The sequence below is a fragment of the Streptomyces sparsogenes genome (assembly GCF_001704635.1).
Lineage (GTDB): Bacteria > Actinomycetota > Actinomycetes > Streptomycetales > Streptomycetaceae > Streptomyces > Streptomyces sparsogenes.
Window position 1 is genome coordinate 1 of sequence record NZ_MAXF01000127.1, and the last position, 24,092, is coordinate 24,092.

21 protein-coding genes and 1 pseudogene are annotated in these 24,092 nt (G+C 73.5%); 12 read left to right on the top strand and 10 right to left on the bottom strand.

Annotation, left to right across the window (positions count from 1 at the left end):
• Window positions 1-102 precede the first annotated feature (102 nt).
• Window positions 103-885 (top strand): annotated as a pseudogene (locus tag BBH68_RS43390) (FUSC family protein); the annotation flags it as partial.
• Between the two features lie 631 nt (window positions 886-1,516).
• On the opposite strand, the gene BBH68_RS26325 reads toward BBH68_RS43390, so the two are convergent.
• The 3 genes from BBH68_RS26325 to BBH68_RS26335 form a co-directional block, all read right to left on the bottom strand.
• Window positions 1,517-2,638 (bottom strand): pyridoxal-phosphate dependent enzyme, encoded by a 1,122-nt coding sequence (locus tag BBH68_RS26325; RefSeq protein ID WP_065966002.1) that lies wholly within the window; start codon window positions 2,636-2,638, stop codon window positions 1,517-1,519.
• Window positions 2,639-2,717: 79 nt separating this feature from the next.
• On the bottom strand, window positions 2,718-3,941 hold the full coding sequence (locus tag BBH68_RS26330) for a beta-ketoacyl-[acyl-carrier-protein] synthase family protein (protein ID WP_065966008.1): 1,224 nt from the start codon (window positions 3,939-3,941) through the stop codon (window positions 2,718-2,720).
• 286 nt (window positions 3,942-4,227) lie between these two features.
• The gene (locus tag BBH68_RS26335; RefSeq protein WP_065966013.1) at window positions 4,228-6,447 is read right to left on the bottom strand and encodes an NADP-dependent isocitrate dehydrogenase; all 2,220 of its coding nucleotides are present in this window, start codon (window positions 6,445-6,447) and stop codon (window positions 4,228-4,230) included.
• Window positions 6,448-6,688: 241 nt separating this feature from the next.
• Here BBH68_RS26335 and argC point away from each other — a divergent pair, with 241 nt between their 5' ends.
• The 5 genes from argC (at window position 6,689) to BBH68_RS26360 (ending at window position 11,642) form a co-directional block, all read left to right on the top strand.
• Window positions 6,689-7,717, top strand: coding sequence for an N-acetyl-gamma-glutamyl-phosphate reductase (gene argC / locus BBH68_RS26340; protein WP_065966015.1), 1,029 nt, complete (start codon window positions 6,689-6,691; stop codon window positions 7,715-7,717).
• 61 nt (window positions 7,718-7,778) lie between these two features.
• Entirely contained in the window at window positions 7,779-8,933 is a 1,155-nt protein-coding gene (gene argJ / locus BBH68_RS26345) for a bifunctional glutamate N-acetyltransferase/amino-acid acetyltransferase ArgJ (RefSeq protein ID WP_065966017.1), read from the top strand.
• Complete coding sequence (gene argB / locus BBH68_RS26350; RefSeq protein ID WP_065966019.1) at window positions 8,930-9,862, top strand: acetylglutamate kinase; 933 nt, start codon at window positions 8,930-8,932, stop codon at window positions 9,860-9,862. Before argJ ends, argB begins: the two co-directional genes overlap by 4 nt.
• A complete protein-coding gene (locus tag BBH68_RS26355) occupies window positions 9,859-11,058 on the top strand; it encodes an acetylornithine transaminase (protein WP_065966020.1) in 1,200 nt (399 codons plus the stop codon). Before argB ends, BBH68_RS26355 begins: the two co-directional genes overlap by 4 nt.
• 23 nt (window positions 11,059-11,081) lie before the next feature.
• Window positions 11,082-11,642: an arginine repressor gene (locus tag BBH68_RS26360; RefSeq protein WP_065966022.1), complete on the top strand. Its 561-nt coding sequence runs from the start codon at window positions 11,082-11,084 to the stop codon at window positions 11,640-11,642.
• A 97-nt stretch (window positions 11,643-11,739) separates the two neighbouring features.
• Here BBH68_RS26360 and BBH68_RS26365 read toward each other — a convergent pair whose 3' ends face one another.
• From BBH68_RS26365 to BBH68_RS26385, 5 genes are all read right to left on the bottom strand, one after another.
• Entirely contained in the window at window positions 11,740-12,735 is a 996-nt protein-coding gene (locus tag BBH68_RS26365; RefSeq protein ID WP_065966048.1) for a bile acid:sodium symporter family protein, read from the bottom strand.
• Between the two features lie 74 nt (window positions 12,736-12,809).
• Complete coding sequence (locus BBH68_RS26370) at window positions 12,810-13,394, bottom strand: pyridoxamine 5'-phosphate oxidase family protein (RefSeq protein ID WP_065966050.1); 585 nt, start codon at window positions 13,392-13,394, stop codon at window positions 12,810-12,812.
• Between the two features lie 164 nt (window positions 13,395-13,558).
• Complete coding sequence (locus tag BBH68_RS26375) at window positions 13,559-14,296, bottom strand: FAD:protein FMN transferase (protein WP_065966052.1); 738 nt, start codon at window positions 14,294-14,296, stop codon at window positions 13,559-13,561.
• 41 nt (window positions 14,297-14,337) lie between these two features.
• Window positions 14,338-14,814: an FMN-binding protein gene (locus BBH68_RS26380; protein WP_065966024.1), complete on the bottom strand. Its 477-nt coding sequence runs from the start codon at window positions 14,812-14,814 to the stop codon at window positions 14,338-14,340.
• Window positions 14,815-14,860: 46 nt separating this feature from the next.
• On the bottom strand, window positions 14,861-16,189 hold the full coding sequence (locus BBH68_RS26385) for a ferredoxin reductase family protein (RefSeq protein ID WP_065966054.1): 1,329 nt from the start codon (window positions 16,187-16,189) through the stop codon (window positions 14,861-14,863).
• Window positions 16,190-16,551: 362 nt separating this feature from the next.
• On the opposite strand from BBH68_RS26385, the gene argH reads away from it, so the two are divergent.
• From argH to BBH68_RS26400, 3 genes are all read left to right on the top strand, one after another.
• Window positions 16,552-17,982: an argininosuccinate lyase gene (gene argH, locus BBH68_RS26390; protein ID WP_065966025.1), complete on the top strand. Its 1,431-nt coding sequence runs from the start codon at window positions 16,552-16,554 to the stop codon at window positions 17,980-17,982.
• 108 nt (window positions 17,983-18,090) lie between these two features.
• Complete coding sequence (locus tag BBH68_RS26395; RefSeq protein WP_065966026.1) at window positions 18,091-19,065, top strand: aldo/keto reductase; 975 nt, start codon at window positions 18,091-18,093, stop codon at window positions 19,063-19,065.
• 215 nt (window positions 19,066-19,280) lie between these two features.
• Window positions 19,281-20,117 carry a class I SAM-dependent DNA methyltransferase gene (locus tag BBH68_RS26400; protein WP_079151217.1) on the top strand — a complete coding sequence of 279 codons (837 nt, stop codon included), beginning with the start codon at window positions 19,281-19,283 and terminating at the stop codon, window positions 20,115-20,117.
• 68 nt (window positions 20,118-20,185) lie between these two features.
• Here the strand turns inward: BBH68_RS26400 and BBH68_RS26405 are convergent, their stop codons facing one another.
• Window positions 20,186-20,857, bottom strand: coding sequence for a lysophospholipid acyltransferase family protein (locus BBH68_RS26405; RefSeq protein ID WP_065966027.1), 672 nt, complete (start codon window positions 20,855-20,857; stop codon window positions 20,186-20,188).
• 274 nt (window positions 20,858-21,131) lie between these two features.
• Between BBH68_RS26405 and BBH68_RS26410 the strand changes: the two genes are divergently transcribed.
• From BBH68_RS26410 to BBH68_RS26420, 3 genes are all read left to right on the top strand, one after another.
• Window positions 21,132-22,283, top strand: coding sequence for a glycerophosphodiester phosphodiesterase (locus BBH68_RS26410; RefSeq protein ID WP_104531414.1), 1,152 nt, complete (start codon window positions 21,132-21,134; stop codon window positions 22,281-22,283).
• Between the two features lie 211 nt (window positions 22,284-22,494).
• Complete coding sequence (locus BBH68_RS26415) at window positions 22,495-23,016, top strand: RNA polymerase sigma factor (RefSeq protein WP_065966030.1); 522 nt, start codon at window positions 22,495-22,497, stop codon at window positions 23,014-23,016.
• A gap of 122 nt (window positions 23,017-23,138) precedes the next feature.
• Window positions 23,139-23,642 (top strand): GNAT family N-acetyltransferase, encoded by a 504-nt coding sequence (locus BBH68_RS26420; RefSeq protein ID WP_065966032.1) that lies wholly within the window; start codon window positions 23,139-23,141, stop codon window positions 23,640-23,642.
• A gap of 80 nt (window positions 23,643-23,722) precedes the next feature.
• On the opposite strand, the gene BBH68_RS26425 is transcribed toward BBH68_RS26420, so the two are convergent.
• A complete protein-coding gene (locus tag BBH68_RS26425) occupies window positions 23,723-24,088 on the bottom strand; it encodes a hypothetical protein (RefSeq protein WP_065966056.1) in 366 nt (121 codons plus the stop codon).
• Between the last annotated feature and the right edge of the window lie 4 nt (window positions 24,089-24,092).

Genomic DNA, 24,092 nt, shown 5'->3' on the forward strand with positions numbered 1-24,092 from the left:
GCGCGCCCCTTCACTCGCCGGGGCAGCCGGGAAGGCGCTCAGGCGGGCCCGCCCGACGAGCGGGAGGCCGTGGCCGCCGTCTATGACGCGCTCGCCGAGCTGATGGCGGCGGTCGGCACCGAGCGCGGCCAGGCGGCCCGGCGCCGGCTCACCGCCGCGTACGACGCCGCCTACGAAGCGCTCTACGCCCACCGGATCCCGCTGTACCGCCCCGACGCCGGGCAGCGCCGGCTGCGCGACCTGCTGGCGGTGGCCGGGGCGCTGAGCGAGACGGCGGTGACCCTGCTGTGGGAGGGCGAGCCCCTGCCCACCCGGGTCACCCGGACCCCCGCCCTGCTGGCCCGCGCGGTACGCACCGGCCGCCCGCCCGGCCCCCTCCCCGCGCCCGCGCCGCACACCGCCGGCGGCCTCGCCGCACACCGCGCCGTGCTGCTCGCCGCCCGCGTCTTCGACGGCGAACCCGCCCCGGCGGTCGGCGCGGTGGGACCCGGACCCCGGCAGCGCCTGCGCCGGGTGCTCGGCCCGGCGGGCCGGGAGTACGCGGCGCGGGTCGCGCTGTGCGTGGGCGTCGCCACCGTGCTGGCCCGGTCGCTGCCGGGCGACCACTGGTACTGGCTGCCCGCCACCGCCGCCTTCCTGGTCAAGCCCGACATGGGCCCCCTGGTGTCGCGGGCCGTCTCCCGGGCCTTCGGCACCGCCGTGGGCGTGGCCGTCTTCGGCGCGTCGGCCGCGCTGCTCGGCGCGCTCCCGGGCGCGGACGAGGTGTGGCCGGTGGCCGTGGCCGCCGTGTGCTCCGCGCTGATCCCGGTGTCCGTACGCCACTTCGCGCTCCAGACGGCGGTCCTCACGCCCCTGCTGCTGTCCCTGGTGTACCTCGGCGGCGACCGCGGCGCGGAGTCGGCGCGGCTGGTGGACACGCTGCTGGCCTGCGCGGTGGTGCTGGCGGCCGGCGCGCTGCCGGGCCTCGGCGGCCCGCGCGCCCAGGTGTCCGTCCGGCTGTCGCTCGCGGTCCGCGCCACCCGAGACCACCTGGGCCGGGTGCTGGCCGCCGACGCGCCCTACGCGGTACGGCTGCGGCTGCGCCGCGAGGCCTACCGCGCGCTGGCCGACGCCCGCCGCGCCGTGGAGGTGGCGAGCGCCGAACACCCGCCGTTCGGCCGCGACCTGGCGGCATGGGCCCCGGTCGTCGCGGCGCTCGAGGAGATCGTGGACGCCGCCACGGCGTGCGGCGTCCGGCTGGACCACGGCGCCCCGCCCCCCGACGCGGCCCTCGCGGACCGCCTCCGGGCCGGCCTGTCGGACCTGGCCGACGCCGTCGCCACCCGCCGCCCGCCCGCCGACCTGCCGCTCCCCACCGTGGCGCCGGCCGCCCTCCCCCAGCCGTCCCTGAGCAGGGCCCCTGCGCGACCCTCGCCGACGTCACCGCCGGACTGCACCGCGCCCGGCACCTCGCCGGGTCGCGCTGACACGGCGTACGGCGGCCCGCCCGCCGTCTCCCTCCGCCTTACGACCCGCTCTACGCCCCGCTCCACGACCCGCCCGTGGCCGGCCCGGAACCGGCCGCCGGCCATTCCCCCGTGTCGGCGAACCGCTCGACGGCGCCCGCGTACGGCGCGGGGTCCAGCCCCCGCGCGCGGACCCACTCCGGGTCGAGATGGGTGTTCCGGTAGGGATCGGCGTGGTCGCCGACGAGGGTGACCACGCTGCCCCGCGCCCCCGCCTCGCGCATCCGGGCCACGAGGTGGCACACGCCCCACAGGCCGGTGCCGGCCGCCGGGCCGGCGGGGACGCGGGCGGTGTCGTGGAGCCAGCGCAGGGCCGCGATGGACGCGGCGTCCGGCACCGGGATGACCAGGTCGATCACGGTCGGCAGGAAGCCGGGCTCGGTGCGGGGGCGGCCGATGCCGGGGATCCTGGAGGGCATGCCGGTGGCGTAGTCGGGGCAGCCGCTCGCCCAGGCGGGGAAGTAGGCGGAGTTCTCCGGGTCCACCACGGCCAGCCGGGTCGGATGGCCGTGGTGGCGCAGATGGCGCCCGATCGAGGCGGAGGTGGCGCCGGTCCCGGCGCCGGTGACGATCCACGCCGGCACCGGGTGCGGCTCCTCGCGCAACTGCTCGAAGATCTCGTCGGCGACCGTCGGCTCGCCGCATCCGGCCAGGGCCCGCTCGGCGTCGGTGAAGTGGTCCAGGAAGTGTCCGCCGAGCCGCTCGGCCAGGGCCCGGGCCTCCTGCTGCACCCCGGCCGGCGGCCCCTCGGCCGGCTGCCACCGACCGCCCTCCCGCTCGACGCGGGCCAGGGTGTCGGCGGGGGTCCTGGCCGGTACGACGGCGATGAACGACAGGCCCAGCAGGCGCGCGAAGCGAGCCCCCGCGACGGCGACCGCGCCGCCGGTGGCGGCGACCACCGTGGTGTCGGCCGTGATCCGGCCGGTCGCGACCGCCTGGCAGAACATGGCCCGCACCAGGCGGTGTTTCAGGCTGCCGGTGGGGTGCGCGGACTCGTCCTTCAGATAGACCTCGATGCCCTCGAGCGCGGGCAGCGGAAGCGGACGAAGGGGCGTCGGGCCGTACGCGAGGCCCTCCGCGTGGAGGCGCCGGATCGCTTGTGCCGCCCAGGTGTTGGAGTGGTCCGGGGTCATGGGCCCGACCCTACCCAGGGCCCGGGGCGGTGAGTGGCCCGTAGCGCACGGGCAGCGAAGACGCCCCGCCGCTACGAGATCAGGGCGCCGGGGTGAACACCAGCGAGGCGTTGTGGCCGCCGAAGCCGAAGGAGTTGGCGAGCGCCGCGGTCAGCGCGCCCCGTCGGGGTCGCCCGGTGACGACGTCGAGTTTCACCCGCGGGTCGAGGGCGTCGACGTTCTGGGTGCCGGGGATCACCCCGTCGCGCACCGCGAGGATCGCGGCGAGCGCGCCGACCGCCCCCGCGGCCCCGAAGAGGTGGCCGGTCATGGACTTGGTCGCGGTCACGGCCGGGTGGACGCCGATGGCCTCGGTGATCGACTCGGTCTCGACCAGATCGCCCAGGGGCGTGGAGGTGGCGTGGGCGTGGATGTGCTCGATGGCCAGCGGGGTCAGCCCCGCGGTGGCCAGGGCCTGCCGCATGGCGCGGACCTGGCCGTCCTTGTGCGCGGCGGTGATGTGGTGCGCGTCCGAGGTCACCGCGGCCCCGGCGAGTAACGCGTGGGCGCGGGCGGACCGGGCGGCGGCGAACTCCGCGCGCTCCAGGACGACCACCCCGGCCCCCTCGCCGATGACGAAGCCGTCGCGGTCGACGTCGAAGGGCCGGGACGCCCGCTCGGGCTCGTCATTGCGCGTGGAGTGGGCCTTGGCCTGGGCGAATCCGGCCAGCACCAGGGGGTTGACGCAGGCCTCGGTGCCGCCCGCCACGACCACGTCGGCCCGGCCGAGCCGAATCAGGTCCAGGCCCAGCGCGATCGCCTCGGCGCCCGACGCGCAGGCGCTGACCGGGGTGTGGGCGCCGCCGCGCGCCCCGAGGTCGATGCTGACCAGGGCGGCGGGGCCGTTCGCCATCAGCATGGGGACGGAGAGCGGGGACATCCGCCGCATCCCGGAGGATTCGAGGACGTCGTTCTGGCGGATCATGGTCAGGGTGCCACCGGTGCCCGTGCCGATGACCACGGCCAGCCGTTCCGGATCGACGTCGGGGGCGCCCGCGTCGGCCCATGCCTCACGGGCGGCGACGAGCGCGATCTGCTGGCAGCGGTCCATGCGCCGGGCCTGCACCCGGTCCAGGACCTCGGTCGGCTCGACGGCCAGCGTGCCCGCGATCCCCACCGGCGACCCGGCCGCCCACTCCTCCTCGATCCTGCCGATCCCGGACCGCCCGGCCAGCAGCCCGGCCCAGGTCGAGGCCATGTCCCCGCCGAGTGGCGTGGTGGCCCCGAGACCGGTCACCACCACCTGATCGGTGTCAGCGCTCATCGACAACAACCCCCGTGTAGTTGACGCACAACTCCCGCGTGGTATGGCGCGGGAGGAGATCGACTTGTCGGCCACTCTGTCAGGGGGAGTCAGCCCGAACGGATGTTGTGATCCCAGCAGCCCGGCGCCGTGGTTCTGTGGGGACCGGCTATTGGCACGGTGGCGCGCCGATCGGGGGATTCGTCAGGAGTGCGAAAAGAAACCGCCCCGGCCGGACGGGTGTCCAGCCGGGGCGGAAGGAGCCGCGGGGGCTGCGTGGGGGCGGCGCGGGCGGGCGCCGCCCGGGTCAGCCGAGGGTGGCGAGGGCCTCGTTGAAGGTCGCCGACGGACGCATCACGGCGGCGGCCTTGGCCGGGTCGGGCTGGTAGTAGCCGCCGATGTCGGCCGGCTCGCCCTGGACCGCGATCAGCTCGTCGACGATCGTCTGCTCCTGTGCGGCGAGCTTCTCCGCGAGCGGGCCGAAGGCCTTGGCCAGGTCCGCGTCGTCGGTCTGCTTGGCCAGCTCCTGCGCCCAGTACAGCGCCAGGTAGAAGTGGCTGCCGCGGTTGTCGATGCCACCGAGCCGGCGGCTGGGCGACTTGTCCTCGTTGAGGAAGGTGGCGGTGGCCCGGTCGAGGGTGTCGGCGAGCACCTGGGCCCGCGCGTTGCCGGTGGTCGCGGCGTACTGCTCGAAGGCCGGCACAAGCGCGAAGAACTCGCCGAGCGAGTCCCAGCGCAGGTAGTTCTCCTTGACCAGCTGCTGGACGTGCTTCGGCGCGGAGCCGCCGGCGCCGGTCTCGAAGAGGCCGCCGCCCGCCATCAGCGGGACGACCGAGAGCATCTTGGCGCTGGTGCCCAGCTCCAGGATCGGGAACAGGTCGGTCAGGTAGTCGCGCAGCACGTTGCCGGTGACCGAGATGGTGTTCTCGCCGCGGCGGATCCGCTCCAGGGAGAACTTGATCGCGTCGACCGGGGCCAGGATCTCGATCCGCAGGCCCTCGGTGTCGTGCTCGGGCAGGTACGCCTTGACCTTCTCGATCAGCTGGGCGTCGTGGGCGCGGTTCTCGTCGAGCCAGAAGACGGCCGGGTCGCCGGTGGCGCGGGCGCGGGTGACGGCGAGCTTGACCCAGTCGCGGATCGGCAGGTCCTTGGTCTGGCACATGCGGAAGATGTCACCGGCGCCGACGACCTGCTCCAGGACCACGTTGCCGGCCTCGTCGAGGACGCGGACGGTGCCCGTGGTGGGGATCTCGAAGGTCTTGTCGTGGCTGCCGTACTCCTCGGCCTTCTGCGCCATCAGGCCGACGTTCGGGACCGAGCCCATGGTGGCGGGGTCGAAGGCGCCGTTGGCCCGGCAGTCGTCGATGACGGCCTGGTAGATGCCGGCGTAGCTGCTGTCGGGCAGGACGGCGAGGGTGTCGTGCTCCTGGCCGTCGGGGCCCCACATGTGGCCGGAGGTGCGGATCATGGCCGGCATGGAGGCGTCCACGATGACGTCGGAGGGGACGTGCAGGTTGGTGATGCCGCGGTCGGAGTCGACCATGGCCAGCCGGGGGCCCTCGGCCAGCTCGGCCTCGAAGGACTCCTTGATCTTCGCGCCCTCCGGCAGCGACTCGACACCCTTGAGGATGCCGCCGAGCCCGTCGTTGGGGGTCAGGCCGGCCGCGGCGAACACCTCGCCGTACTCGGCGAAGGTCTTCGGGAAGAAGGCCCGCACGGCGTGGCCGAAGACGATCGGGTCGGAGACCTTCATCATCGTGGCCTTCAGGTGCAGCGAGAACAGCACGTCCTCGGCCTTGGCGCGGGCCACCTGAGCGGTGAGGAACTCGCGCAGCGCGGCCACCCGCATCACCGACGCGTCCACGACCTCGCCGGCCTGCACGGGCACGGACTCACGCAACACGGTGGTGGAGCCGTCGTCGCCCGCCAGCTCGATGCGCAGCGAGCCGGCCTCGGCGATGACCGCGGACTTCTCGGTGGAGCGGAAGTCGTCGACGCCCATGGTGGCGACGTTCGTCTTGGACTCGGAGGTCCAGGCGCCCATGCGGTGCGGGTGGGTCTTGGCGTAGTTCTTGACCGAGGCGGGGGCGCGGCGGTCGGAGTTGCCCTCGCGCAGCACCGGGTTGACCGCGGAGCCCTTGATCTTGTCGTAGCGGGCGCGGATCTCGCGCTCCTCGTCGGTCTTGGGGTCGTCCGGGTAGTCCGGCAGTGTGTAGCCCTGCTCCTTCAGCTCGGCGATCGCGGCCTTGAGCTGCGGGATCGAGGCCGAGATGTTCGGCAGCTTGATGATGTTGGCCTCGGGGGTCTTGGCCAGCTCACCGAGCTCGGCGAGGGCGTCGGGGATCCGCAGGCCCTCCTCCAGGTACTCGGGGAAGACGGCGATGATGCGCCCGGCCAGCGAGATGTCACGGGTCTCCACGCTGACACCGGCCGTCGACGCGTACGCCTGGACCACCGGCAAGAACGAATACGTCGCCAGGGCCGGGGCCTCGTCGGTGTGCGTGTAGATGATGGTCGAGTCAGTCACCGGGTGCTCCGCTCCACGTCTGCAACATTGCTCGACATCAAGATATCTCGTCCTCGACCCCCTCACGAAAGGGCCTGCCGCCCTCTGTGGGCGTAAGACGCGTCACTGCGCGGTGGCTCCCGCGTATGTCCCCTCATGTGACCTCGCGTGGCTGTGCGTCCCGGGAAGGTCGTCCCTCGTCCCGACATTGCATAAAGCTTCCATCGACCGTATAGTCATGCCATCGAGAGGGAGGCAGTCGATGGCGGTACGTGTGGCGGTGGCCGGAGCGAGCGGATACGCGGGCGGCGAGGTGCTGCGCCTGCTGCTCGCCCACCCGCGGGCGGAGATCGGCGCCCTGACCGGCAACTCCAACGCGGGCGGGCGCCTCGGCGCGCTGCAGCCCCACCTCCTGCCGCTGGCCGACCGGGTGCTCGAGCCCACCGGCCCCGAGGCCCTGGCCGGGCACGACGTGGTGTTCCTCGCGCTGCCCCACGGCCAGTCCGCCGCCGTCGCCGAGCAGCTCGGGGACGAGGTCCTGATCATCGACTGCGGCGCCGACTTCCGGCTCGAGGACGCGGGCGAGTGGGAGCGGTTCTACGGCTCCCCGCACGCCGGCACCTGGCCCTACGGCCTCCCCGAGCTGCCCGGGGCCCGCGCCGCGCTGGAGGGGTCCAAGCGCGTCGCGGTCCCCGGCTGCTACCCGACCGCCGTCTCGCTCGCGCTGTTCCCGGCGTACGCGGCGGGGCTCGTCGAACCCGAGGCCGTCATCGTCGCCGCCTCCGGCACCTCCGGCGCGGGCAAGGCGCCCAAGCCGCATCTGCTGGGCAGCGAGGTGATGGGCGCCATGAGCCCGTACGGCGTCGGCGGCGGCCACCGGCACACCCCCGAGATGATCCAGAACCTGTCGGCGGTGGCGGGGGAGCCGGTCTCCGTCTCCTTCACCCCCACCCTCGCCCCCATGCCCCGCGGCATCCTCGCCACCTGCAGCGCCAAGGCCCGTCCCGGAGTGACCGCCGAGGCCGTCCGCGCCGCGTACGAGAAGGCGCTCCAGGACGAGCCGTTCGTCCACCTGCTCCCCGAGGGGCAGTGGCCGTCCACCGCCGCCGTGTACGGATCGAACGCGGCGCTGATCCAGGTCGCCCACGACCCGGCGGCGGGCCGCGTCATCGCCATCAGCGCCATCGACAACCTCACCAAGGGCACCGCCGGCGGCGCGGTCCAGAGCATGAACGTCGCGCTCGGCCTCCCGGAGGGGCTGGGGCTGCCCACCACCGGGATCGCGCCGTGAGCGCCGTACGCGCGGCACACCAGATGAAGTTTCCCCATGGCGGGGCTATCAAGGAGACACAGTGAGCGTTACGGCAGCCAAGGGCTTCACCGCCTCCGGCGTCGCGGCGGGCATCAAGGAGAACGGCAACCCCGACCTCGCCCTCGTCGTCAACAACGGACCGCGGCTGGCCGCCGCCGGGGTCTTCACCTCCAACCGCGTCAAGGCCGCCCCCGTCCTGTGGTCCGAGCAGGTCCTCAAGGGCGGCACGGTCAGCGCGGTCGTCCTCAACTCCGGCGGCGCCAACGCCTGCACCGGTCCGCTCGGCTTCCAGGACACCCACGCCACGGCCGAGAAGGCCGCGGAGGTCCTCGGGCACAGCGCCGGCGAGGTCGCCGTCGCCTCCACCGGGCTCATCGGCGTCCGGCTGCCGATGGACAGGCTGCTCCCGGGGGTGGAGAAGGCGGCGGCCGAGCTGACCCCGCACGGCGGCGACAAGGCCGCCATCGCCATCAAGACCACGGACACCGTGCACAAGACCGCCGTGGCCCAGGGCGCGGGCGGCTGGGTGGTCGGCGGCATGGCCAAGGGCGCGGGCATGCTGGCCCCCGGCCTCGCCACCATGCTCGTCGTGCTCACCACCGACGCCGACGTCGAGGGCCAGGACCTCGACACCGCGCTGCGCGCCGCCACCCGCACCACCTTCGACCGGATCGACTCCGACGGCTGCATGTCGACCAATGACACCGTGCTGCTGCTGGCCTCCGGCGCGTCCGGCGTGACACCGCCCGCCGAGGAGTTCGCCGAGGCGGTCCGCGAGGTCTGCGCCGACCTGGCCCGCCAGCTGATCGGCGACGCGGAGGGCGCCTCGAAGGACATCCGCATCGAGGTGGTGGGCGCGGCCACCGAGGACGACGCCGTCGAGGTGGGCCGCTCGATCGCCCGCAACAACCTCCTCAAGTGCGCCATCCACGGCGAGGACCCCAACTGGGGCCGGGTGCTCTCCGCGATCGGCACCACCTCCGCCGCCTTCGACCCGGACCAGCTCAACGTCGCCATCAACGGCGTGTGGGTGTGCAAGAACGGCTCCGTCGGCGAGGACCGGGAGCTGGTCGACATGCGCTACCGGGAGGTCCGCATCACCGCCGACCTGGCCGCCGGCGGCGAATCCGCCGTCATCTGGACCAATGACCTGACCGCCGACTACGTCCACGAGAACAGCGCCTACTCGTCATGAGCCAGCCGACCGCCCGTAAACACACCGCCCTGCCCAAGGCGCGCATCCTCATCGAGGCGCTGCCCTGGCTGACCCGCCACCACGGCAAGACCGTCGTGATCAAGTTCGGCGGCAACGCCATGGTGGACGAGGAGCTGAAGGCCGCCTTCGCCCAGGACGTCGTCTTCCTGCGCCACGCGGGCCTGCGCCCCGTCGTGGTGCACGGCGGCGGCCCGCAGATCAGCGCGCAGCTCGACCGGCACGGCCTGGTCAGCGAGTTCAAGGCGGGGCTGAGGGTCACCACCGACGAGGCCATGGACGTCGTGCGGATGGTGCTGGCCGGACAGGTCCAGCGCGAGCTGGTGGGGCTGCTCAACCGCCACGGGCCGCTGGCCGTCGGCATGACCGGCGAGGACGCCCACCTGATGTCCGCCACCAAGCACTTCGCCGAGATCGACGGCGAGCAGGTGGACATCGGCCGGGTCGGGCAGATCACCGAGATCGACACCGGCGCGGTCCAGGCCCTGCTGGACGACGGCCGCATCCCGGTCGTGTCCTCCATCGCCCGCAGCGCCGACGACGGACACGTCTACAACGTGAACGCCGACACCGCCGCCGCGGCGCTCGCCGCCGCGCTCGGCGCCGAGACGATGATGGTGCTCACCGACGTGGAGGGCCTGTACGCGGACTGGCCCAACAGCGACGAGGTGATCAGCAAGCTCACCGCGAGGGAGCTGGAGAAGCTGCTGCCGGAGCTGGCCAGCGGCATGGTGCCCAAGATGGAGGGGTGCCTGTACGCCGTGCGCAACGGCGTCAACACCGCGCGCGTCATCGACGGGAGGGTCCAGCACTCCATCCTGCTGGAGATCTTCACCGACGAGGGCATCGGCACGATGGTCCTGCCGGACGCGGTCAACGAGAACAACGAGGACGAGGGGGCGGACCGGTGAGCAACGAGGAGCTGACCCGGCGCTGGCAGGGCGCGCTCATGGACAACTACGGCACCCCCCGCGTGCCGCTCACCCACGGCGAGGGCGCCACGGTCTGGGACGCGGACGGCAAGGAGTACCTGGACTTCGTCGGCGGCATCGCCGTCAACGCCCTCGGCCACGCCCACCCCGCCGTCGTCCGGGCCGTGTCCGACCAGATCGCCACCCTCGGCCACGTCTCGAACCTGTTCATCGCCGAGCCCCCGGTGGCGCTGGCCGAGCGGCTGCTGCGGCTCTTCGACCGCCCCGGGCGGGTGTACTTCTCCAACTCCGGCGCCGAGGCCGTCGAGGCCGCGTTCAAGATCGGGCGGCGCACCGGCCGCACCCACATGGTGGCCACCACCGGTGGCTTCCACGGGCGCACCATGGGCGCCCTGGCGCTGACCGGCCAGCCCGCCAAGCAGGAGCCGTTCCTGCCGCTGCCCGGCGAGGTCACCCATGTCCCGTACGGGGACGTGGAGGCGCTGCGCGCGGCCGTCACCACGGACACCGCGCTGTTCATCGTGGAGCCGATCCAGGGCGAGAACGGCGTCGTGGTGCCCCCGGCGGGCTATCTGGCGGCGGCCCGCGAGATCACCCGGGCCACCGGCACCCTGCTGGTCGTCGACGAGATCCAGACGGGAATCGGCCGCACCGGACACTGGTTCGAGTGCCAGGCGCAGGGTGTCGAGCCCGATGTGATCACCCTCGCCAAGGGGCTCGGCGGCGGCCTGCCCATCGGCGCGACCGTGGCCTTCGGCCCCGCCGCCGAGCTGCTGACCCCAGGTCAGCACGGTTCGACCTTCGGCGGAAACCCGGTGGCGTGCGCCGCCGCGGTGGCGGTGCTCGACACCCTCGCCGCCGACGGTGTCCTCGACCGGGTCAAGGCGACCGGGGAGCGGCTGCGTGACGGGATCCAATCGCTCGGCCACGCGTTGATCGGCCATGTCCGCGGCTCCGGCCTGCTGCTGGGTATCGTGCTGACCGAGCCCCTCGCGCCCCAGGTGCAGCAGGCGGCTCAGGACGCGGGACTCCTGGTCAACGCGGTCGCGCCGGACGTGGTCCGGCTCGCCCCGCCGCTCGTCCTCGGCGACGAGGGGGTGGACGCGTTCCTCGGGGCGTTCCCCGCCGCCCTGGACGCCGCCCTGGACGCCGCCCAGGGGGGACACGGACACTGACGGATCCGGAGACTGACGAGACGATGACCGAGGCGCAGCACACCGAGGCGCAGGGCAACGGCACCCCCCACAGCGGTGGCCCGGCCGTGCCGCAGACCCGCACCGCCCGGCACCGCCGGATCGTGGACATCCTGAACCGGCAGCCGGTCCGTTCCCAGAGCCAGCTCGCGAAGCTCCTCGCCGACGACGGCCTGTCCGTCACCCAGGCGACGCTCTCCCGCGACCTGGACGAACTCGGCGCGGTGAAGATCCGCAACACCGGGGGAGAGCTGATCTACGCGGTGCCCGCGGAGGGCGGCGACCGCACCCCCCGCGCCCCGCTCGGCGAGTCGGCCAGCGAGGCCCGGATGGCGCGGCTGGCGGGTGAGCTGCTGATCTCGGCGGAGGCCTCCGCCAACCTCGTGGTGCTGCGCACTCCGCCCGGCGCCGCCCAGTTCCTGGCCTCGGCCATCGACTCGGCGGAGCTCCACGCGATCCTCGGCAGCATCGCGGGCGACGACACGGTGCTGTTGATCAGCCGCGAGTCGACCGGTGGCCAGGCGCTCGCCGACCACCTGCTGCGGCTGGCGCAGAAGGAGGGTTAGGCCCGCGGGAGCCTGGCGGACATGCGGGAGCCGACGGCGGGACGCCGTCGGCTCTCACACGTCCGCGTCTCTCTGTTACCGCGTGCGGCTTCCCCGCTCAGCCCGGCTTCCGGCGCGAGCGGTGGGACATCCAGGCGGCGACCAGCGCGCCCGAGATGTTGTGCCAGACGGAGAACACGGCGGCAGGGAGCGCCGCCAGCGGGCTGAAGTGCGCGGACGCCAGGGACGCCGCGAGACCCGAGTTCTGCATGCCGACCTCGAAGGCCATGGCCCGCCCGGCGGGCTCGCCGAGGCGGGCGGCCCGGCCCGCCGCGTAACCGAGCGCGAGCCCGAGGCCGTTGTGCAGCACGACGGCCAGCAGCACCAGCGCGGCCGCCGACTTGATGGCGTCCGCGCTCGCCGCCACCACCACGGCCACGATCACGGCGATCGTGGCGGCCGACAGCCAGGGGAGCGCCCCCAGCACCCGCTTGATGTAACGCCCCGCCAGCAGCCGTACGGCCAGGCCCCCGACGACCGGCAGCAGCACGGTCTTGAGAATGTCGGTGACCATCGACTCGGCGTCCACCGGCAGGTACTCCCCGGCCAGCAGCAGCGTCAGCGGCGGGGTGACCACCGGGGCGAGCACCGTGGAGACGGTCGCCACCGAGACGGACAGCGCCACGTCGCCGCGCGCCAGATAGGTCACCACATTGGAGGCCGTACCGCTCGGGGCGCAGCCGACGAGGATCACACCGGCCGCCAACTGCGGGGACAGGCCGAGGGCATGGGCGATGAGCCAGCCGAGCCCCGGCATGATGACGTAGTGCGCCACCAGGCCGAGCGCGACCGCCCACGGCCGCTTGAGGACGCCGGAGAAGTCCTGCGGGGTCATCGTCAACCCCATGCAGAACATGATCACGCCAAGCAGGTAGGGCACGTTGGGCGCCCAGCCGCTGAAGGTGCCGGGTACGGCGAGGCCCGCCGCGCCCGCGGCCAGGACCAGGACGGGGAAGACGGTGACGGCCCGCCTGGCCGCCCGGTCGGCGGTGGCGGACTCCGGTGTCGGCGGCGCCGCGGCGTCCGCCCTGGGGCTCGAATGTTCGGATCGCACCGCGTGATGGAACGCCGTCGGCGGGGCGCCGCGCAACACCGTCTCGTTATCTGGTCGCTACACCGATACGTCGCTCAGGCACGGGGCGGCAGCGGGAGCGGCAGGCCCGGCAGCCCGTCGATGCTCGTCGCCACGTGCTCCTTCTTCTCGAAGTACGCGCTCAGCGTGTCGTCGTCCTCGCGCCGGAAGCGGTCGCCGTGCAGCGTGCGGTCCTCCCGGTAGTCCATGAAGGGGACCGCGAAGCCGCAGGTGTCCCGGATCAGGTCGGCCGTCACCACGATGATCGCCCGCAGCCCGTGGGCGTCCACGTCGATGTCCGGGAAGTGCTCCAGCAGGTCCGCGAAGCGCGGGTCGTCACGGAAGACCGGCTCGCCGCGGCCGTGGACGCGCACGATGTTCGGCGGGCCGGTGAAGGCGCACCACATCAAGGTGATGCGGCCGTTCTCCCGCAGGTGCGCGATGGTCTCCGCGTTGCTCCCCGCGAAGTCCAGATAGGCCACGGTCAGCTCGTCGAGGACGGCGAAGGAGCCGGTCAGCCCCTTCGGCGAGAGGTTCACCGTGCCGTCCCCGGCGAGCGGGGCGGTGGCGGTGAAAAAGATCTTCTGCTGTTCGATGAAGGCGCGCAGCCTGCCGTCTATGCGTTCGTAGACCTTTCCCATGAGGCGCATTATCCGGGCGGCGAGCCGGCGCGGCCGGTCTTTTCATGGAGCATGCCGAAGCACGGAGGCAGCCTGCGCGACCTGGCGGCCGCCGGGCCGCTGACCCTGCTCACGGCTCACAGCGACCAAGGACCCGGCGCGACTCGGGCTCCGGGCGCGGCGCGTCAGACGCACATCGCCGCGTCGTACCGCGTGAAGCCGCTCGTCCGCCATGTGGTGCCGTCGGCCGTCACGGCGAACGCCGCCGCGTCCGGCAGCCGCTGAAGCCAGCGCCGGGCCCGCTCGGCGCCCATCGCACAGGCCGCGGTGGCCCAGGCGTCCGCGTCGGCCAGGCCGCGGCACACCACGGTGACCGAGGCGAGCTGGTCCGCGGGGGGCGCGCCGGTGTACGGGTCCAGGATGTGGCAGCCGCGCTCGGCCGGGCCGGAGGTCGCCACCGCCAGCTCGCCGCGCGCCTCCACCACCGCGGCCAGCTCCCCGGGGCGCAGGGGGTCGGCGATGCCCACCCGCCACGGCCCCCCGTGGGTCTGGACGTCCCCGCCGCCGTTGACGCACACCGACCCGGCGCCGGCCGACACCAGCATCCGGGCGGCGCGCTCCACCGCCCAGCCCTTGACCAGGCCGGTGGGGTCCACCTCTCCGGCGTAGCGGGCGCTGAACCAGCCGCCGCTCGTCCGCTCGGCCTCGTCGCAGAGCCGCAGCACGTCCCGCACATCGGCGTCGCACCGCGACAGCTCCAGTTCGCCGCGGCGCAGCCGGCTGAGCTGGCTGTCCGCCCGCCAGGGGGAGAAGACCTCGTCGACCCGGTGCAGCCAGGCCGCCGCCCCGTCCAGCGCGGCCCGCACCCGGGGCCGGCCGGCGCCGGGCACCTCGCGGACGTCCAGGGAGAAGACCGTGCCCATGGCCTCCTCGACGTGCAGCATGCGCCGCGGCTCGCCGTCCCTCACAGCCCGGCCTTGTCCAGCGCGCTCTGCAGCGACTTCCGGTAGCCCTCGCTGGTGTACGTGGCGCCGGAGACGGTGTCGATCCTCGCGCTCTGGGCGGTCAGCGCCGCCTGGTTCAGCTTGGGGACCGAGTTCGCGGCGATCTGTTCGCTCCGCGGGCCGGAGTCGGGGGTCTTGACGGCCGTGGCGGCGGTGATCCTCCCCCCGCTGACGGTCACGCTCACCTGGACCGGGCCGTACTGGGTCCGGGCCGCGTCGCCGGTGACCGTACGCCCGCCTCCGCCGTCACCGCCCCTGCCGCCCGCGGCGGGCGGCGCCGCCGGCGCGGTGGCGGACGCCTGCCCGGCGGGGCTGCCCGGGCCGACCGCGGCGACCGGCTCCGAGCCCGGCTGCTTCAGGGCGAGCAGCAGCACGATCCCGGAGACGGTGGCCGCGGTGCCCAGGACGATCCGGCGCAGCGGATGTTTCCTCTTCATGACTCCGCCTCCCTTGCGTTTCGGCTGAACTACACGGTTCGCAGGACTACATCTCGAACGACTCGTGGTGGATGCGGCGATCGGGCACCCCGGCCTCGCGCAGCGCCGCGTACGCGTGCTCGGCCAGGCCCGGAGGCCCGCACAGAAAGACGTCGTGGCGGTCGATGTCGGGCAGCACGGTGCGCAGCCGCTCGGCGGTGATCTCCGGGCGCGCGCCGTCCGGCCCGTTCACGGCGTACAGCAGCCGGGCCCCGCGCTCCTCGGCGATCCGCTGGAGCTCGTCCCACAGCGCCAGGTCCTCCATGCTGCGGGCCCGGTAGAGGAGCGTGATGTCGCCGCCACGGCCGGGCAGCGTCTCGAACAGCGCCCGCAGCGGGGTGATCCCCGCCCCGCCCGCGATCAGCAGCACCTTGCTGCGGCTGCGCCGGCCGGGGGTCATCGACCCGTACGGCCCCTCGGCCCACACCCGGGTCCCCGGCTCCAGCGCGGCGAGCGCCGAGCTGTGCCCGCCCACCGCCTTGACCGTGATCCGCAGCCGCTCGGGCTGCGGGGGAGCGGACAGCGAGTACGGATGCGAGCCCCACCGCAGGCCCGGCGCCAGGAACCGCCAGCGGAAGAACTGCCCCGGCTCCGCGCCCAGCCGGTCCAGATCCCGCCCGCCGATCACCACCGAGACCATGCCGGGCGCCTCGGGCACGACGGCCAGCACCCGCATCCGGTGCCGCAGGTTCAGCCCCACCGGGACCAGCACCCGGAACCACACCAGGGCGGCGGTGACGGTGCCGTACAGCGCGTACCAGGCGGTACGGGCCGTCTCGTCGGCGACGAACTCGGCGCCGGCGGCCAGCTGGTGCCAGAAGGCCAGGTACACGCCCGCGTAGGTCATCAGGTGCAGGTAGTACCAGGCCTCGTACGGCATCCGGCGGCGCACCGTCCCCGCGGAGACCAGGCCGACCAGCAGCAGCAGCGCGGTGCCGATCACCGCCCTGACCATGTCGGGGTACTCGGTCACCACGGTCACGGTCTGGTCGACGACGCCGGTCCGCGCCTGGGCGGCGTACCCCCAGATGATCAGCACGATATGGGCGAGGACGAGGCACAGCGTGTACCGGCCGCTCATGGCGTGCCACCGCGCGACCCGGTCCGACCCCACGCGCCGCTCCAGCGCCGGAACGCGCGCCATCAGCAGCACCACCAGCGCGATGGAGTACCCGCTGAGCAGCCCGGTCAGCCGCCCGCCGCCGACCAGCCAGGCGGCGTCGCCGACCACGTTCGGGGTGTTCCGCCACCACAGCGTCACCACGGCCGCGGCCCCCGCCCAGCTCAGCAGGGAAAGCGGCACGGCGGGAGAGCGGCGGGGACGGATGCGCCGCATCACCTCCCGCCGCTCGGTCCGGCTGTTCGTCACCGTCGTCAACGGCCTGTCCCCTTTCCGCACGCGTCCGCGCGTCACCGGACGGCTCCGGTGCCGGGGAGTACGGTTCAGGGGCGCCGGTGTCTCAACGGCGCCGAGATTTCTCGAAACTCAGGCACCGCCCCGGCCGACGCGCTGGGGGCCGCCCACCCCGGATCCACCAGGCCAACCCGGCGCCGGTCCCGCGGCGCACCCGGCTGCCTGCCACGCCACCCGGGACGCTTTGACGAAACATACGGCCCAATGCATACTTATGCCATCGGTCGGGAGACCTCCGTCGCCATCCGGCGGTCGCACCCCCATAGCCTTCAAGGAGCAGCAGCGTGAGCAACGGCAACAACGGTGACGTACGCCTGTGGGGCGGCCGCTTCGCCGACGGGCCGTCCGAGGCACTGGAGAAGCTGAGCGCCTCCGTGCACTTCGACTGGCGCCTGGCCCCGTACGACATCGCCGGGTCCCGCGCCCACGCGCGCGTCCTGCGCGGGGCGGGGCTGCTCACCGAGGACGAGCTGGAGCGGATGCTGGCGGGGCTCGACCGGCTGGAGGCGGACGTCGCCTCCGGCGCGTTCACCGGCACCATCGCCGACGAGGACGTGCACAGCGCCCTCGAGCGCGGGCTGCTGGAGCGGCTCGGCCCCGAGCTGGGCGGCAAGCTGCGGGCCGGCCGCTCCCGCAACGACCAGGTCGCCACGCTCTTCCGGATGTATCTGCGCGACCACGCCCGGATCATCGGCGGCCTGATCGCCGACCTCCAGGGCGCGCTGGTCGGGCTCGCCGAGGCCCACCCGGACGTCGCCATGCCCGGCCGCACCCACCTCCAGCACGCCCAGCCCGTCCTCTTCGCCCACCACGTCCTGGCCCATGTCCAGGCGCTGTCCAGGGACGCGGAGCGGCTGCGCCAGTGGGACGAGCGCACCGCCGTCTCGCCGTACGGATCGGGGGCGCTGGCCGGCTCCTCCCTGGGCCTCGACCCGCAGGCGGTCGCCGCCGACCTGGGCTTCGAGCGCGGCTCCTCGGCCAACTCCATCGACGGCACGGCCTCCCGCGACTTCGTCGCCGAGTTCGCCTTCATCACCGCGATGATCGGCGTCGACCTCTCCCGGATCGCGGAGGAGGTCATCATCTGGAACACGAAGGAGTTCTCCTTCGTCACCCTCCACGACGCCTTCTCCACCGGCTCGTCGATCATGCCGCAGAAGAAGAACCCGGACATCGCCGAGCTCGCCCGCGGCAAGTCCGGCCGTCTGATCGGCAACCTCACCGGCCTGCTCGCCACCCTCAAGGCGCTGCCGCTGGCGTACAACCGCGACCTCCAGGAGGACAAGGAGCCGGTCTTCGACTCCTGCGACCAGCTCGAGGTCCTGCTCCCCGCCTTCACCGGCATGATGGCCACGCTGACCGTCAACCGCGAGCGCATGGAGGAGCTGGCCCCGGCCGGCTTCTCGCTGGCCACCGACATCGCCGAATGGCTGGTCAAGCAGGGTGTGCCGTTCCGGGTGGCGCATGAGACGGCGGGGGAGTGCGTCAAGGAGTGCGAGCGGGCGGGCATCGAGCTCGACCAGCTCAGCGACGAGCAGTTCGCGAAGATCTCGCCGCACCTGACGCCCGAGGTCCGCACCGTCCTCAACGTGCACGGCGCGCTCGCCTCCCGCGACGGCCGCGGCGGCACGGCCCCCTCCGCGGTGGCCGCGCAGCTCGCCGAGGTGAAGGCCGACCTGGCCGTGCAGCGGGAGTGGGCGGACGCCAAGCGCTGACACCGCGCGCCGCCGCACGGCACACTGACCGGACGGCCACCCGGCCCGGCACCCGGCCGTCCGGCCCGTCGTCCGACCCGCCGTCCGATACGAGGAGGCAGACAGACCATGCCGTTCGCGCGCCTCGCGGCAGCCACCACCCCCACGGCCCGGATCGGCCTCGGCCTGGCCGCCGTGGGCCGCCCCGGCTACATCAACCTCGGCCGGGAGCGGGACCTGCCGGCCGGGCGCGGCGTCGAGGCGATGCGCGAGCGCACCCATGAGCTGCTGGACGCCGCGTACGCGCGGGGCGTGCGCTACCTCGACGCCGCCCGCTCGTACGGGCGGGCCGAGGAGTTCCTGGCTGGCTGGCTGGAGAGCCGCCCCGAGGCGCGGGACGTGGTGATCGGCAGCAAGTGGGGCTACACCTACGTCGCCGACTGGCGCACGGACGCCGAGACCCACGAGGTCAAGGACCACAGCCTCGCGACGTACGAGCGCCAGAGCGCGGAGAGCCGCGCCCTGCTCGGCGACCGGCTCGACCTCTACCAGGTGCACTCCGTCACCCCCGGCAGCCCGGCCCTCACCGACCCCGCGCTCCAGGCCCGGCTGGCCCGGCTCGCGGCCGAGGGCGTCACCATCGGGCTGTCCACCAGCGGACCCGCCCAGCGCGACGCGATCCGCGCCGCGCTGGAGGTCACCGTGGACGGGGAGCCGCTGTTCCGCACCGTCCAGTCCACGTACAACCTGCTCGAGCCCTCGGCCGGGGCGGCCCTGGCCGAGGCGCACGAGGCGGGCCGCGCGGTGATCGTCAAGGAGGCCGTGGCCAACGGTCGCCTCGCGGCGCCCGAGCAGCTCCCGGCGGCGCTGCGCCGCGTCGCGGAGGAGACGGGCGCGGGCCCCGACGCGGTCGCCCTCGCGGCGGTGCTGCACCAGCAGTGGGTGAGCGTGGTCCTCTCCGGCGCGGCGACGACCGCCCAGCTGGAATCCAACCTGACGGCGGCGACGCTGCGGCTGGACGGGGGACAGCGGGCGGCCCTGGCGGAGCTGGCCGAGGCCCCCGGGGAGTACTGGGACCACCGGGCGAAGCTGGTGTGGTCCTGAGCCGCCCCACCGCCCCGTCGTAAGCCCCCGCCGCGCCGTTAGCCCCCGCCGCGCGGGCTGCCGCCGAAGGCGTCGTGGGGGCGAGCCCGGCCCCGCGAAGAGCCCCGGATTGCCCCGGCGGGGCCCGGACGCCACGCGCGGCTGGCGAGGGCGCGCGGGCACGGAGAGGATGGGCCCGACCACGACGTAACCCCTGCGTCAGGCGAGGTCTCCGCATGCCCATACGCACCACGACACCCCGCACCACGACACCCCACGCGACGTCACCCCGCACCAAGAACCGCGCGAGCCCGCTGCACAAGGTCCGCTACGCCGTACGCCATCCCGAACGGGTGCCGCGTTACCTGCGGCGGCTGGCCCGGGACCTGCGGCTGCGCCTCTCCACGCGCGACCACATCGCCTACTACCGGGCGGTGATGCGGGACGACACCGCCCGCAGTCCCGAGGCGGCCGTCGGCAGCGCCTCGCACGAGCGTTGGCTCGCCCTGGGGAAGATGCAGTACGACTACCTCCTGTGGCACGGCCTGAGGCCCGACGACCGGGTCCTGGACATCGGCTGCGGCAATCTGCGCGCCGGGTGGCGCCTCATCGACTACCTCGACGCGGGCCACTACCACGGCATCGACATCTCACCCGACATCCTTCTCGCCGCCCAGGACGTCGTGGTGGGGCGCGGCCTTCAGGCCAAGCTGCCCCATCTGAGCCTGGTGCGCGACCTGCGCCTGGCGGCCCTCCCCGAGGCGTACTTCACCGTGGTGCACGCGCACAGCGTCTTCTCCCACTCGCCCCGGGAGGTGATCGAGGAGTGCCTGGCCCATGTCGCGCGCGTGCTCGCCCCGGGCGGATACTTCGACTTCACCTTCAACCGCACCGACGGGCCCGAGCACCACGTGCTGCGCGAGGACTTCTACTACCGCACGGACACCCTGGTGCGGCTCGCCGCGGACCACGGGCTCGCGGCGCGGTTCATGGAGGACTGGGAGGAACTGCCCCATCGGCAGTCGAAGATCCGCGTCACACACCGCGCCGCACACGGCGAAGAGGCCGCCTGAGCCAATGTCAGGCGGCCTCGCGCCGAAAAACTGCGTTCTGAGAAGAAGGACGAACGGGACAGAGCCCGTCAGGCGGCCTTCGCCTTGGTGGCGTACATGTCCACGTACTCCTGCCCGGACAGCCGCATGACCTCGCTCATGACCTCGTCGGTCACCGCCCGCAGCACGAAGCGGTCGCGGTCCATGCCCTCGTAGCGCGTGAACTCCAGCGGCTCGCCGAAGCGGATCGTGACCCGGCCCGGCCGCGGCAGGCCCTTGCCGCCCGGCTGGAGCCGGTCCGTCCCGATCACCGCGAACGGCACCACGGGGGCGCCCGTCATCAGGGTGAGCCGGGCGATGCCGGTGCGGCCGCGGTAGAGACGGCCGTCGGGGGAGCGGGTGCCCTCGGGGTAGATGCCGAAGATCCTGCCCTCCTCCAGCACCCGACGGCCGGTCATCAGCGCGGCCACGCCGCCGTGCCCGCCGTCCCGGTCCACCGGGATCATGCCGACGCCGGTGAAGAACCACGCCATCAGCCGGCCCTTGAGGCCCTTGCCCGTGACGTACTCGTCCTTGCCGATGAAGACGACCTGGCGGTCACAGACCAGCGGCAGGATCATCGAGTCGATGAAGGTGAGATGGTTCCCCGCCAGGATGACCGGGCCGGAGCCCGGGATCCGCTCCGCCCCCTCGACCTGCGGGCGGAACATCAGACGCATCAGCGGACCGAGCACTGCCTTCAGGAACGCGAATCGGGACAACGGGCCCTCCGGTCGGGGTCATGGGCGAAGGCGCCCGTACGCGGCGGGTCACCCAGGGTGAGTCAACCCGATACCGCACACGTGCGCCGATGAGACGATACTCGCCGGTCACGCCCCCGCGCACACCGGGTTCACCCACCTGATACGCACTGTTGACCCACGTTTCCCACGCGTTCCGTCCAACGTCTCCCGCCCGAAAGGCCTACGCCCCTACCATCGGGCCGTCATTTGATCAGTTTTTGACAGGTACCGGACTCCACAGCGAGGAGTGGTCATGGAGCGGGAGCAACAGCTCGGACGGCGCGCCATCCTGGGGGCCGCGGCCCTTGGCGCGGGCGCGGTGGCGCTGGGCGGCGCGGGCACGGCCGCGGCGGCGGAGGCGTCGGCGCCAGCGTCCGGGAAGGGCCACGGGCTGCCGGTGCCCACCGTCATCGGGCACCGGGGGGCCAGCGGATACCGGCCCGAACACACCCTCGGCTCCTACCAGCTCGCCCTCGACCTGGGTGCCGACATCATCGAGCAGGACCTCGTCCCCACCAAGGACGGGCATCTCGTCTGCCGCCACGAGAACGACATCACGGCCACCACGGACGTGGCCGCGCACCCCGAGTTCGCGGACCGCAAGACCACCAAGACCGTCGACGGCACCGCGCTGACCGGCTGGTTCACCGAGGACTTCACGCTCGCCGAGCTGAAGACCCTGCGCGCCAAGGAGCGCATCCCCGGCACCCGCCAGCGCAACACGCTCTACGACGGCCGCTGGGAGGTGCCCACCTTCGAGGAAGTGCTCCAGTGGGCCGAGCGCGAGGGCCGCAAGCGCGGCCGCCGGATCTGGCTGTACGTCGAGACCAAGCACCCCACCTACTTCCGCAAGCTCGGCCTCGGCCTGGAGGAGCGGCTGGTCAAGCTGCTGCGCGCGTACGGGCGGCACCGCAAGGACTCGCCGACCTTCCTCCAGTCGTTCGAGCCCAGCAGCATCCAGCGGCTGCGCAAGCTGGTCGCCACCCCGGCGGTCGTGCTGCTGTCCACCGCGAACAGCCGGCCCTGGGACTTCGTCGAGGCCGGCGACCCGCGCACGGTCGCGGACCTGGTCAAGCCCGAGGGCCTGGAGTGGATCGCGGGCTACGCCGACGGCATCGGGCCCGACCTGTCGCTGATCATCCCGCGCGACTCCAGCGGCAGGCTCACCACCCCCACCCCGCTGGTCAAGGACGCGCACGCGGCCGGTCTGGTGCTGCACCCCTACACCATGCGCAACGAGAACTCCTTCCTCCCGGCCGACTTCCGGCGCGGCACCGACGCCACCGCCTACGGGGACGCCTTCGGCGCCTTCAAGAGGTACTTCGAGACGGGCATCGACGGGATCTTCTCCGACAACCCGGACACCGCGCTGCTCGCCCGCGAGGACTTCCGCAAGAACCGGTGAACGCCCGCTCGAGCCGGTGAACGCCCGCCCCAGCTGGTGAACGCCCGCTCCGGCGCGCGGCGGTGCCCTGCCCGTACGGGGGCACCGCCGCGCGCCGGGCGTTTCCGGACACCGGCGCGACGCCGTCAACCCGCGTCCGCGCGGCCGCCCTGTCGGGTGAGAGACCGGCGCGTCGGCAACCCGGCCCCGCGCGGCCCGCGTCCCGCCGGGTATGGACCTTCTGGAGAAACTCCGCCCCCTGCTCGCCGCCGAGGCGGCGGCCGAGGCCTACGGCGCGGGCATCGAACCCGCCGAGCTCGAACAGGCGGTGTGGCTGCGGCTGCTGGAGCGCACCCACGAGGAGGGGCCACCGCCCGAACCCGCCGCCTGGCTGCGCGGAGCGGTCCGGGCCGAGGTGCGCGGCGCCCGGCGCCGGGCCCGGCGGGAGGTGCCGTACGACCCGGTGGGCGACGGCCCGCCCTCCGGCCCGGAGGCCCGGCCGGCCGAGCAGGCCGTGCTCGCGGCGGAGACGGGCCGGGCGCTGCGCGCGGCGGTGCGCCGACTGCCCGGCCGCTGCCCTCTTTTATTGGGCGCGCTGCTGTCCCGCGCCGACCTGACCTACCGCGAGATCGCGGGGGAGTTGGGAATGTCACAGGGCAGCCTGGGCCCGGTACGTTCCCGATGTCTGGGTTGCCTGCGCAGAATGCTCACGGCGGAGATTGCGGCTCCTGAACTCTGGGGAAAGGAGCGTTAGACAATCGGCGCCTCGGAGGCGGACGTGCGTATCTTTCACGGCGGCTCCGGTCAGGCCACACCCCGGTCGCGTCCTTACCCTCATCGCGGCCGGTGGACCGAGACTAGGGGAGGCATGCGCACATGGGCATGAGCGTGACCATCTCCGCGGCGACCGCGGACGACGCCGAGCAGATCCTCAAGCTGCAGTACCTGTGCTACCAGCGGGAGGCCGAGCTCTACGGGGACTACTCGATCGAGCCGCTGACCCAGTCGCTGGACGACCTCCGCGCCGAACTGGGCCAGGGCTGCGTGCTCGTGGCCCGGCTCGGCGCGGAGGTCGTCGGATCGGTCCGCGGCACGGTCGACGACAAGGGCACCGCCGCCATTGGCAAGCTCATCGTGCACCCGCGGATGCAGCGCCACGGCCTGGGCGGCCGGCTGCTCGCGGCGATCGAGGAGCGGCTGGCCGAGGAGCGGGACGCCAAGCGGTACCGGCTGTTCACCGGCCACCGCAGCGAGGGCAATCTGCGGCTGTACCGGCGGTACGGCTACGCGCAGGTGGGCACCGAAGAGGTCAACCGTCGGCTGAGCCTGGTCACCCTGGAGAAGGAAGCCACGCCCTCGGCGTACGCGGCCAGCGCCTGACGCCACCGGGCGCCGCCCACCCCGACCGGCTCGTCGCCCGGGCTCGTCGCCCGGCTTTGTCACCGCGGGGCCCGCCGGGATCAGTCCTGGCGGGCCTTGCGCTTGCGCAGCCAGATCAGCCCGGTGACCGGCAGGAAGATCGGGATGAAGAGGTAGCCCATCCCGTAGTCCGACCACACCGTCTCGTCGGGGAAGGCGGAGGGGTCCGCGAGCGTCCAGGTGCCGATGGTCAGCACCCCCAGCAGCTCGGCGGCGCAGCAGACGAACGCCGCCTTGCGCGCCCCTTCCCCGCCGCGGACCAGCGAGACGGTGATGAAGGCGTACACGACGCCCGAGACCGCGGAGAGGATGTACGCGAGCGGGGCCTCGTGGTACTGGGCGGCGAGCTGGTAGATCGAGCGGGACGCGGCCGCGACGGTGAACACCCCGTAGAGCAGCACCAGCAGCCGG